We start from the raw sequence: 12144 nt of genomic DNA, 5'->3' as shown, positions 1-12144 counted from the left end.
CGTTGTCGTCAATTGGCTTCATGCTTCTTTATTTATAATGAGCAATGATACTGTTGGAAACTTCAATTAAATCCTTTCCTGTAAATTGTGGAGTAGGTGCAAGCGGATAAAGTGATTGGTCTTCCCTTTCAATAAAAGCGGCCTGCATACCAGCCTGTAAAGCACCAGCAATATCCCAGCCATGTGCTGCAATCAGCACGGCACCGGTAACATTAACGGATGATTGTCTGGCTGCCCAGGTATATGTTTCTGCTGCTGGTTTATATTTTTTTATTTTATCTATACTAAGTGTTTGTTCAAAATATCCGGTGAGTTTTGCGTGTTGCAATTGTGCCGTAAGCGTTGCTAAAGGAGAATTAGTTAGCGTAATAAGGCGAAATCCATTTTCTTTCAAAAGCTGTAACCCTTTTGGTACATCCGGATAAGCCGGTAATTCTTTTAAAGTTGCCAGCGCAGCCTTTTTTTCCTTTTCATCCAAATCAGTTTTTAATGCTTTTGCTGTCATTGATAATGTAGCATGGGCGATAGATACAAAGTCATGATATGCACCGGAGCAGTTATCCACAAGTGAATAATGCAGAAGCATACCGAACCAGATACGAAAACCCTTGCTGCTGCCTAAAAGGCTGTTTATTTTGTTCTTCAGCACAGACATATCCAAAAGTGTTTCATTAACATCAAATACAATCAGGGGAAGATTATTATTGTTCATAGCTGATGTTTAAATAGTTTATTTGTACAACGTATTTCAGGCCGCTGTTGTTTTTTCTTTAATTATTTTCAAAGTAGCCTGGATGTCATAAACAATCATTAAGCCAATAAAACCATATACCCGTACCGGGATATTTTTACCAGCTGTAAATTGTATTTTTCATTGCGGCTTAAAAACCATCCTTAAATATTTGCCACCATTCCACTATCTGAATATTTTATAATTTATTTTTCCGTATTAATTTTTTATGTAGGTTCAATAAATATTTTTGTGAAAAGCCCAAATAATATAGCAACCATATCCTGCAAAAGATTGCCTGCATTCTGTAAATGCCATTGTCTATATATTTTCTTGCAGAGGTAGTAACAGTGCCATCCATCACTTTAAACCTTCCATGTTTTTTTATCCGGTGTATGATTTCCTGGTCTTCCATCAACAAAAGGCATTCATTAAAACCTCCGGCTTTTTTAAAAACCTCTTTGGTTACAAACAAACTCTGGTCGCCAAAGCGAACAGCATTTACATTAAATTTTGTGAACCAGCAATTGGCTTTCAAAAACCAGTGTGCATGATCGAAAGATAACCGAAAGCAACCACTGCTAAAATTATTTTTAACAGCATTTAATATGCTGCCTGTAAAATTATTTGGTGGAATACTGTCAGCATGAAGAAAGTAAAGAAGATCGCCTTTGGCAACAGATGCTCCTTTGTTCATTTGTGCGGCCCTTCCTTTTTTATCGCAGATAATGGCTACGGCATTACATCGCAGGGCAGTTGGTACAGTTTCATCAGTACTGTTTCCATCTGCAACAATGATCTCAATCTGATGTCCGCCATTTGATGCATGAGTTTTAAGAATTGTTTGCTCAATCTGATCAGCTTCATTGTAGGTTGGTATGATGATGCTGATCATTGAGCACTCTTTTTTAATTTGAAATAAATTTTTTGTTCAACGCTTAAATCATTTTCATCATCAATATCGGTTAGGGTGGGTAACAAACAATCATTTAAATGCTCCCTTGTACAAATGGATATGGTTTGTTGTAAAACCTGCGAAGTACTCCATGAAACATTTTTAAATAAACATGGTTGCGGATTTTTCATACCTAATAAATAACAGCCGTCGTTTTTTGCCGGTCCAATTACTATATTCTTATCCTCTAAAACCAGGTAAGCCTCTTCAATAATAGCTGCAGTAAGTTCAAAGCAATCGCTGCCAATAATAAGTACATTTTTATATTTATTTAAAAAAACTTGTTCTAAAGCATGGTGCATCCTTTTACCCAAATCATTTCCTTTTTGCAGGTGTTTTATAAACTGTTCGTTAGGCCATTCGTCTTCTCTTTGTAAAAAATCAGCATAAAAAAGAAATTTATCAGCCGCCATTAAGTGCGTTATATTTTGTGTATGATGTAATAAGTTTTTATACACTTCAACAGCAGTTGTATCGCCAACAGTTGCTGCCAATCTTGTTTTTACTTTTCCTGCTACCGGATTTTTTATGAAGATGATAAGTACTTTGCTCATTCCGTATCGTCCTTATAATTTTGTAGAAATAAAGACCAGTCGTATTTTTTAAATCTGATTTTTCCATTTTTATTGCCCATCAGTAATTTGATATTTTTTTGTTTATCTACAATGTTTTTTTTACCTCCAATATCTCCACGGAACCAACTCAAAATTTTTTGGTAAAAAAATAGTACCCAATGTTTTACCGTATTCGTGGTGAAGCTGCACCGCTATCTTTTGTACGTATAGCATACAATAGCTGCTGCGGAACGTGTACATAATTTATAGTAGTGAGTATGGTACATGTTTGTGAAAAAATAAATGGTTCAATCATTAAATGAAAAAAATAGATTACAACTATTGCATTAATCACAATGATAGGATTGCCAGATACAGTAACCTGCTTAATTTTTCATCTGCCTTACCTGCCGCTTTAATAATCTCTGCTATATTTACCGGCTTTAAATTGTCTGGGTCACATTCATCTGTGATAACAGAGATTGCTGCACAGGGCAATTGCATGTGATTGGCAGCAATAACTTCAGGTACGGTTGACATGCCTACCAAATCTGCTCCAATAATTTTGAGGTATCGATATTCGGCTTTTGTTTCCAGGTTAGGACCATTTACCGCAGCGTATACGCCTTCTTTTAATTCAATGTTTAATTCACCTGCTTTTTGTTGCAATAATTTTTTTAATGAAGGCGTATACGGCTCGCTCATATCAGGAAAACGTGCACCTAATTCATCAAAATTTTTTCCTGTTAGCGGGTTACCAGTTTGTAAGTTAATATGATCATCAATTAAAACAAGATCGCCTTTCTTAAAATTAAGGTTAATGCCGCCGGCTGCATTGGAAAGAAAAAGTGTTTGCACACCAAGTAATTTCATTACCCGTATTGGAAAAATAATCTGTTCCATGGAATGCCCTTCATATACATGAAAGCGGCCCTGCATTACAACAATATTTTTATTAGCGATTGTTCCATAAATAAAATTGCCTTTATGAAATTCTACTGTTGATACAGGAAAGCCAGGTATATCCGTATACGGAATGGTTTTTTTTATATCAATAAAATTCAATAGCTGGTGTAAACCTGTACCTAATACAATGCCGATTGTTGGGTTATGAATACCTGCCTCTGTTAAAAAGTCTTTTACGTTATTTAACTGTTCCATAATGATTTGCTTAGCAACAACCGCCTCCATCATAAAAAAAAGTACTCTGTGAAATAAAGATGTCAGTACGGTTCAATGCTTTCAGCGCTCCAGCCGTTTTATCACAAATCGCCAAAGGTTGATTAGGCAGCAACAAATGTCCTTTTTTATCATCAAAGTACTCATCCGTACCATAATAAATAGCGGCTTTTCCGGTAAACACACAAGGGCCATCAGATGGCATGGGATCTTTAATAGCACATACTTCTACACTTTCAATAAATATCAATTCATCAATATTATAATTAATAGTATCTAAAATTCTATAGGGGCGTTTCGCTCTTATTTCCACAGTTCCAAAACCAACATTTGTAATCATTTCAACATAGTCTTTTAAGGGCAAAGAACCGCTCAAACATAGAGCTCTTAAATGGTCGTCTTCCCTTAAATGTTCAGGAATATACTGTTCGCAGGTAGGATCAGATAAAACCAATCGTCCGTTAGGTTTAAGCACCCGATACATTTCCTGCAAGGCTTTTTTTAAATCATCCTGTTTAAATATATTGAATAAACAGTTTTGTGCAGCTATATCTATGCTATTATCGTTAATGGGTAAATGTAAAGCATCGCCTTTTACCAGCTTTACAAATTCAGCACGAAACCATGGGTTTTGTTTTTCCGCTTCTACAATATTTTCTTTACAAGCTTTCAGCATTTCATCAATGATATCCACACCGGTAACGCCACCAGTTTGCCTGCTGAAGTAGGCAAACTGAAGTAACTCCATACCACCTCCTACACCTACATATAAAACTGTTGGATTATTCACCAGGTCCCGGGTATTGACCGTGCTGCCGCAGCCATAATTCATTGCTAACATTTTTTTAGGAATGCTTAATCCCGGTAATTGCCACACAGGCGTGGTAGTACAGCACAATCCTACCTGGGGATTTTCTGCGGCTTCTTTATAAACGTTCTTTGTTGTTTCTAAATACGACATAATTTTTATTTTATGCTACAGCACCACCGCAGCTTGAGCCTGAACCAGCCGTGCATCCGTAACAATGCTGACCTATAATAATTTTTCTGCCGTTAAGTCCTTCTATGTTGAATTGGGAAATATGTGTCGCTGCAATATCAACTTTTAAATCGAGCATCTGGTTAAAATCGCAATCGTATAAGTATCCATCCCACCCAATAGAAATAGTATTTCTGCACATAACATTTGCCGCGGCAACAGGGTTGTAGGCATTTACCAGTTTTTCCATATACGTTTCATAATTACCACTGGTTAATAAATAATCAAGATAACGGCTTATGGGCATATTTGTTATGGTAAATAAATTATTGAATGCAATACCATACCGGTCCATCAATGCCTGCTTATATTCTTTTTGTAAGGAGGGTTGAGAGGGTGGTAAAAATGCACCCGCAGCATTGTAAACAAGATTTAAAATCAAGCCGGTATTTTCTTTACCATAACCAACTTCATTCAGCAGTTGAAGCGCTTTGATGCTTTGTTCAAATACGCCATTTCCCCGTTGTTTATCGGTTCTGTCCTGCGTATAAAAAGGCAGTGACGAAACTACTTCTATTTGGTGTAGTTTGTAAAACTCCGGAAGATCATGATATTTTTTATTGGCAAGAATGATGGTGAGGTTGCATCTAACAATAACCTGTTTGTCAAGCTTTTTAATTTCTTCTACAAACCATCTAAAGTTGGGGTTCATTTCGGGAGCTCCACCTGTAAGGTCAACAATTTTTAATTGCGGATTATTTTTTAAAACTCCAATGCATTGCTGCATTGTTTCCTTGCTCATGATTTCTTCCCGGTCGGGGCCTGCATCTACATGACAATGCCTGCATGTTTGGTTGCACATCTTACCAATGTTTACCTGAAAGATTTCTATCTGCGCTGGCTTTAAAGGATATAGATGCGATTGCTCCAGTTTTTGCTGAAATGGAACTAATGCGAAATCACCTGTTTGTCCGTTTTCTATTATTTCAATTTGTTCATGTGCATTGGCAAGAAAACTATTTTGAGCTTTTAATGACTTACCACCTGCAGCCCTAATGGGTCGGCTTCGGTTAGGACTTTCCATATTTTACTTTGACATTTCTTTTAAATTCAGTAATTGTATTTAAATTTTCAAATCAATTTTCGCCCAAAGTTTCCCACTTTGGGGAATAGGGGCATTACATTGATATATCTTTAACTTTATTCATCATCTGCAGACCATGTACCAGGGATGCACCTCCTCGTATGGCACAAGCAACATGCACTGCTTCCATCATTTGCGCTTCACTCCACCCTTTTTCAAAGGCATCGCTGCTGTAAGCATCAATGCAATAAGGGCATTGCACTGCATGTGCAACCGCTAAAGCAATTAAAGATTTTTCTCTTGCCGTTAGTTCACCGTCTTTGAACACTTCGCTGTAATAGCTAAAAAACTTTTCACCCATCTCTTTCTGAAAGTCTGCTATGTTACCAAACTTTGCCAGGTCTTTTGAATTGTAATAATGTTCGCTCATATTTTAAGTTCAATTGGTAAAAATTATGCCACAAAAAACTGTGACTTTATTACAATCTATGATTTATTAATGTATATTTTTTCTTTCATTTTCATTTTCGTTTTTATTCTGGCTTTTACAATTTTTTGAAAAGGAACTTGCCAGTCATTCTTTTGCAAATGAACGCTGGAGGGCTGTTGCATTTACCTGCAAACTATACAACATTAAACCGGTACAAGGGCTGACAGAAATTGTATTACAAATATAAAGACGATAATATTAACAGGATATACGAACTGCTACCTTAAAATTACCAGGTAATTAAGCAGATACAATGACGGGGTTGAAAAAAAATATTAAAAGCAACCGTGTTTGGTAGCCCACCGGGGTTTGTGCCCGCTTATTAATCGAAAGCACTTTGTTGAAGAGGCGTATGAATTAAGCCGTTCACGTGCGGTGCTGTGAGGAGCTTGGTGTGAAAATCTGCTGGCTTACTTTAAATTGTTTAAGATAAGGTTTCACAGAAAGCTGTGTCAATGAGTTCCTCCTCCACGGATTGATACTCATCAGTTATTTCAAGAATAATAATGGTTTTGGTAATCAATAGTTGTTTAAATTTATCCTGTAGTCTTTGCTTGTGCTTTTTTTACATAACAAAAATGATGTATGTCCAGTTAATAAGTTTTTCTGTAATCTTAATCCTTGCGCATTCTTCTGTTCCAGCAAATTTTTCCTGATGTAATTGGGACTTAAAAATATTTTCAGCTGTTGGACTTGCCACTGGTTTCTACCGCAAATAAATAACAGATCCAATTTTATATGCTTCAATTATTTAAAATTTAAAAAGGGGGTTTAGATTTTCTGTTTATCTACATCGTCAAAATAAAATAAACTATTGGACTAAACTATTAAAATAAAAACGCTTGAATTATCCTTCGAAGGCAAATGGTTAGGATCATCTGAATTTATTGTTAAGTAACTGCAAAAGATGGAAGGAGGAATAGACAGGGTTGAGCATAAAAATACTTTATGCAAAATTATACAACAACCTTTATAAATCTAATACCAAACGACCTCAGGTATATATATAATTGCAACACCGCCAACAAAGACTATACATACAATTGCTGCCGGTGTTCACTAAAAAATATTTTTCGTTTAGTTTTCGGCAATACCTTCATCGTTACTTCGCTGCCATCGGCTGCATAGTTTTGCTGATATATCTCGAAAAAATCATTGACGCCATCTTTTTCTAATTGTTGATAGAATATACGTGCATAGTTCACTACTTCGTTAATGAGCCTGGTAATTTTTACTGGAGGTATTTTCCCAACAATACTGAGGGGATGAATGGCTGCCCGGTACAAAGCTTCATTTCTTATTTTATTTCCTACGCCGGTGAATATGTTCTGGTCCATCAATACATCATCAATGGTTTTTGCGGCCTGCTTTTTCAGTAATGTTTTTATCCAGGCCTTCTTAAATTGAGGACTTAGTATATCCGTTCGCCAATCATATATTTCATTTAGCGGCTTGTCCAGTTTAGCGGCTTTCACTACATAGCCATTTATCTCACCAGTTGCAAATTCAAGAAAAAACGAACGGTTTACCTTTTTACGTTCGTTGATCAGTACATCACCAAACAAACCAAGGTGAACCCGTACGGTACCGTTGTTAAATATAAGTAGCAGGTGTTTACCCCAGGTTTTAATATCAAGTAATTTCTTGCCATTTAACCATTCAGTGGGCATGTCTCCATAGCCTCCGGCGTGTTTTACAACCTTGCCTTTAAAAGGTTGCAACTGGTGTTTTAAATGCAGTATTGACGGGCCTTCGGGCATCGATTAATATTTATGGGGTAACTCTTAAAGCAATTGCACTATGCGGATATTTGTTGCAAATTTGAGACCTGTATAAAGATGTTTACGAACCGGCTTATGGTAAAATAGAGCAACATAGCCCAGAATGGTACCGGTGGCAAAAGGTGGAAAAATACGCTCATATCGGGTAAAAATTTCCCTTAAAATAAAACAAAGACATCCGTAAAACAGGTTAGGCGAGCATAAAGACAATGGCATAGAAATCGTAAAAGGAATAACAATAAAGTCTTTTAAAATAACTGCATGAAAAAAAAATTACTTGTTCTTTCCCTGTCATTGTGCATTTTTTTACTGCACCTGCAGGCACAAAGTTTTTTAGGTATAAATACTGGTAATTATGCGGGGGTAACTGGTGTAATGCTTCAACCTGCCAGCATTGTTGACAGCCGGTACAAATTCGATATCAATCTCATTTCTTCAGGCACAAATTACAGCAACAATTATTTTCTAATAAACAGGAGTGTCATTCTGAAATTCAACAAAAATAATTTCTCCGATTACCAATCTTTTAAAGCAAATTATTTATCGGTAAGGAGTTTATCTGCCGGTGAAAAAGTGTTTTTTAATATCAACAACAGAACACAGGTGCCGCTGAGCTTTATGGCTACACTGGGAAAAAAATCGGCTATTGCGGTTAACATTCAATCAAGGTCAAAAATACAGGGAAGGGGTATTTCCGGCGACCTCGCCAGCATGGCCTACAACGGCTTTTATTATCCTCCTTTAAATAATACCAGCATAGATGCCTCCGGCGTATCTATACAGTCGTTAAACTGGGTAGAGGTTGGCCTTACGTATGGCCGTGTCTTGTATTCATCCGACCGGCATTTTATAAAGGCAGCGTTTACCGCCAAGTACCTGGCAGGTATTGCTTCGCTTAACATAAACAGCAATGATTTCAGGTTTAGTGTAAACAATGACAGTTCTATTAATTTCAACACCGGCAATTTTAATTATAACCATAACAAGAATGCAGATTTTAATATGGTTTTTGATAAGAGTTTCAGACCGGATGCCACCTCTTTTGGTTTTGATGCTGGAGTAGTGTATGAATATAGGGGTAACCTGGATAAGTTTAAATATATCCGCAGGGATGATGAAAAATCGTATGAAGTAGAAAGGAGGGATGTAAACAAATATATTTTTAAATTGGGGGTGTCTTTACTGGATGCAGGAATGTTTAAATTTGATAAGCCGGATAATGTGAATTCATTCAGCGCCAATGTTGCCAACTGGAATATTGCCAGTGCACATTACAAAACTATAAAGGCTTTCGATACTGCTTTGGCCAAAAGGGTAAATGCGAATGCCAACGATCCGCGGAGTTACAATGTGTATTTACCTGCGGCCCTGAGTGTGCAATTGGACATCAAATTTGTAAAAGGGTTATACCTGAACGCAATGATCTATCATCCGGTTAAACTGGGCAGCAGTGAAGGCAGCCGCTTTGATAATTATGGTTTTTATACTATTACACCAAGATGGGAAACTAGGCATTTTGGCGTATATTTTCCTTACACGATTACCGAAAAACATGCCGGGAGCAGCTTCAGGGAAAATTCACTGGGAGTTACGTTGCGTGCCGGTCCTTTATTTGTTGGCAGCAGTAACCTGGGTACTATGGTTTTTAATAAAAACCTGAGTGCCGCTGACATTTTTATTGGCTTAAAAGTGGGCATTACCTACGGAAAACCAAATAAAACCACCACTTATTTTCAAAAGTTATTTTCGCGTACACATAGCATGGATACTGTTGCACGTATGCCAGTGGTTTATCAAAATCAAAACAGGGACACGGTTTTTGTACAAAAAATTGATAGCAGCCGCCTGTTGATAGACTATACCAAAGGTAAAATTTATGATCTGCCTAATGTAAAGGGAAACATTATTATTGTAAATAATAATTACTATTATAACAGTTTTCCGGGTGCTGCAGAGAGGCCCGCTGCACAAACATTGGTAGCCGATACGCTGCTGTCAAACAACAGAATCGACTGGCATATAGATAGAATGCTGTTACAACAAAACAAACGCCAGGCAGATAGCCTCCGAAAATTGCAAACAGATAGCCTGCAATTTAAAAAGCAACAACTGGATAGTTTGATGAAAGACATGCAGCAATTGCGGTTACAAATGGACAGCATTAAAAGCACGGACAGTTTGCATGGGTACAATCCTGCCGCTAAAACAATGCTAAACCAATTGGATAGCCAGGTGGTGGCCAATAAAAAAACAATCGACTCAGCGCTGAAGCGCATAAATGCTGGTTATGCAGCAAGTAAAAGAAGTGTTGACAATGTAGTGGCGGTGGATAGTATCTTAAAAAAAAAAGATTGGCAGACACCGCTTCGGCAAATGTTGCTGACATTAGGTTGAACGATGCGCTAAACGCAAACAACGATAGACAGTTGCAGCAAATTTCGGCGGCTACCGCAGCAGAGCAGGATGTCCGTCGGCGGCAATTAGTTAAGCAGGACGATTTACTACGGCATTACGTCAGCGAATCCGCATCTCTGAAAGATAATATTGAGCGACTGCAGCGATCCGTCAATACAAACGATCGTGATAACAGGGCTAGCAATACTATTTTACCAGTTGTTATTCCACCCGCCCAAATCCAACAGCTGGCAGCAGTACCTGTACGGAGTATAAAAGACACGGTGTATTTAAAAGATACCATTCGTATACGCGATACGATTACGCTTACAAAAAAAGAAATCCTTGAGCCGGAAGCAGTACCTGTGCCAGTTACAGCACCCGTTGAAAAAGTAACGGTTGTTAAACAAGCGGCTTTCGATTACACTGCTATACCGGCCGATATTATTTTGTTTGAGCTTGGTAAAGCCAACCTTCAACCTGTTTACCAGGAAAGATTGGATTATATAGCTGGTATACTAATGCACCAAGCCGGGCTGCAGGCATCCATTACAGGCCATACCGATAAGTCCGGTTCGCCTGAAATTAACAAAATACTCTCCTTAAAGCGGGCGCAAAACGTAACTGCATACCTTGCTGAAAAAGGCGTTGCTCCATCAAGCCTGAGAACGGATTCTGTATCTTTTCTTGAACCTGCTGTAGCAGGTAACTCCAGTTCGGCCAGCAGCCAGAACAGGAGAGTAGTTATAAAAATTATAAATAAATAATAATGACGTTAAAACGCTTCCGGTAAACCTACTGCCGTTAAACCGGCTATTGCTTGAAGTTCCATTTTGGGAACTGTCTCCGAACTGAATAAAGTTCTTTTGTCGGGCACAGCTATCAAATATTCAGGATTTCTGTTTTAAATTCTTTTTCTTGGTGTTTAGAAATAAAAACACAAAAACTTCAAAATAGCTTTTCTGCCCAACCGAAAATGAAGTGAAAAAAAGTGAAGCACTTTTCACTTTTTTCCTGGGATTGAAAACTTTTTTCTGACAATAAAATAGCTCTCCTATTTGCCGAAGCCAAAACTCAAAAAACTATAAAATGACTGCTTTGTCCAATCGAAAACTAAAATTGTTTAAGTCATTTTTTTAGCCAAATAAATTGTCTGCCCTAAATACTTTATTCTTCACTTACACTTCGTAATTAAATTGAAACTGTCTTTTTAGATTTCCCAATTAAAATAATAAGTCCAGCCGTACCTATGGTTATTTTAAAAAGAAAGCCAGTTATTTTGCCAACGTAAAACGCTGTAGATTCAGTTATACTTTTAAGGAAGTCAGTGTCGATTTCTCTGACTATACTGGCAATTCCTTAAATTAATAATAACGCACAAACTAAAATTAAAATATTTCTTCTCATTATTATAAAGCGTATTCTTTCAAAAAATTTATTAACTTAAACTCGTGAGTGGAATTAAGTTGCGAAATATTTTACAGATTTACAAAAAGAATTTTTGTTAAACTCTGATGAATAATTAAGACTGCAGCTTTCCAAACAACGTTCGGCAACTTGGCGATGTGTTGGCATTTGAAAAACATCCGCCGCGAACTGGGGAAGAATAAATGTAAAAAAGTAAAAGTTAACAAACAAAAGTTCAATAGATATTCTTTCGCCCAAAAAGAAGCTGAAAGCGATTAATAGTTGAAGTTACCGACGTGCCGCCACCAAACCGCCAAACCGACTGTTAATTGCTGTTTTTTTTTACTTTTTTAGTACAAAAAACCTGTTGAAAAACTGCTGTCAAATAACTTATAAATGCTTATTGAAAATTAATGTTCAAAATATATTTTGTCGCAAGAAAAACTTACGATTAACCGATATATCATTGCTAAAATAGGCTGCTTTTTTATAGATTTTTTTCTTGCTTTTAAATCTATTTGTTGTAAAAAAAAGCGCAGAAATATATTTGTAGCCCAATACGCCCCGTTATTTTAAATTCAGGCAGGCAGG

Annotated in this window: 11 protein-coding genes; 2 read left to right on the top strand and 9 right to left on the bottom strand. The window is 37.0% G+C overall.

Annotated elements, in window-relative coordinates:
* Positions 1 to 28 precede the first annotated feature (28 nt).
* From H7254_RS17700 to H7254_RS17660, 9 genes are all read right to left on the bottom strand, one after another.
* Positions 29 to 712 carry a haloacid dehalogenase type II gene (locus tag H7254_RS17700; RefSeq protein WP_301934235.1) on the bottom strand — a complete coding sequence of 228 codons (684 nt, stop codon included), beginning with the start codon at positions 710 to 712 and terminating at the stop codon, positions 29 to 31.
* Between the two features lie 217 nt (positions 713 to 929).
* Positions 930 to 1625: a TIGR04283 family arsenosugar biosynthesis glycosyltransferase gene (locus H7254_RS17695; protein ID WP_301934234.1), complete on the bottom strand. Its 696-nt coding sequence runs from the start codon at positions 1623 to 1625 to the stop codon at positions 930 to 932.
* Entirely contained in the window at positions 1622 to 2239 is a 618-nt protein-coding gene (locus H7254_RS17690; protein ID WP_301934233.1) for a TIGR04282 family arsenosugar biosynthesis glycosyltransferase, read from the bottom strand. Before H7254_RS17690 ends, H7254_RS17695 begins: the two co-directional genes overlap by 4 nt.
* Complete coding sequence (locus H7254_RS17685; RefSeq protein WP_301934232.1) at positions 2236 to 2391, bottom strand: hypothetical protein; 156 nt, start codon at positions 2389 to 2391, stop codon at positions 2236 to 2238. The genes H7254_RS17690 and H7254_RS17685 overlap by 4 nt, the downstream gene beginning before the upstream one ends.
* A 199-nt stretch (positions 2392 to 2590) precedes the next feature.
* Entirely contained in the window at positions 2591 to 3400 is an 810-nt protein-coding gene (locus H7254_RS17680; RefSeq protein ID WP_301934231.1) for a purine-nucleoside phosphorylase, read from the bottom strand.
* A gap of 10 nt (positions 3401 to 3410) precedes the next feature.
* Complete coding sequence (arsM, locus tag H7254_RS17675; RefSeq protein ID WP_301934230.1) at positions 3411 to 4379, bottom strand: arsenosugar biosynthesis arsenite methyltransferase ArsM; 969 nt, start codon at positions 4377 to 4379, stop codon at positions 3411 to 3413.
* Positions 4380 to 4389: 10 nt separating this feature from the next.
* Positions 4390 to 5481 (bottom strand): arsenosugar biosynthesis radical SAM (seleno)protein ArsS, encoded by a 1092-nt coding sequence (arsS, locus tag H7254_RS17670; protein WP_301934229.1) that lies wholly within the window; start codon positions 5479 to 5481, stop codon positions 4390 to 4392.
* Between the two features lie 94 nt (positions 5482 to 5575).
* The gene (locus H7254_RS17665) at positions 5576 to 5911 is read right to left on the bottom strand and encodes an arsenosugar biosynthesis-associated peroxidase-like protein (RefSeq protein ID WP_301921348.1); all 336 of its coding nucleotides are present in this window, start codon (positions 5909 to 5911) and stop codon (positions 5576 to 5578) included.
* A gap of 1091 nt (positions 5912 to 7002) precedes the next feature.
* A complete protein-coding gene (locus H7254_RS17660; RefSeq protein ID WP_301934228.1) occupies positions 7003 to 7731 on the bottom strand; it encodes a DNA-formamidopyrimidine glycosylase family protein in 729 nt (242 codons plus the stop codon).
* 282 nt (positions 7732 to 8013) lie between these two features.
* On the opposite strand from H7254_RS17660, the gene H7254_RS17655 reads away from it, so the two are divergent.
* Both H7254_RS17655 and H7254_RS17650 read left to right on the top strand, forming a co-directional pair.
* The gene (locus tag H7254_RS17655; protein WP_301934227.1) at positions 8014 to 10146 is read left to right on the top strand and encodes a hypothetical protein; all 2133 of its coding nucleotides are present in this window, start codon (positions 8014 to 8016) and stop codon (positions 10144 to 10146) included.
* A complete protein-coding gene (locus tag H7254_RS17650) occupies positions 10104 to 10913 on the top strand; it encodes an OmpA family protein (protein WP_301934226.1) in 810 nt (269 codons plus the stop codon). The genes H7254_RS17655 and H7254_RS17650 overlap by 43 nt, the downstream gene beginning before the upstream one ends.
* Positions 10914 to 12144 lie beyond the last annotated feature (1231 nt).

This window comes from Ferruginibacter sp. (genome assembly GCF_014377975.1).
Lineage (GTDB): Bacteria > Bacteroidota > Bacteroidia > Chitinophagales > Chitinophagaceae > Ferruginibacter.
This window is presented reverse-complemented; position numbering and strand designations above follow the sequence as displayed.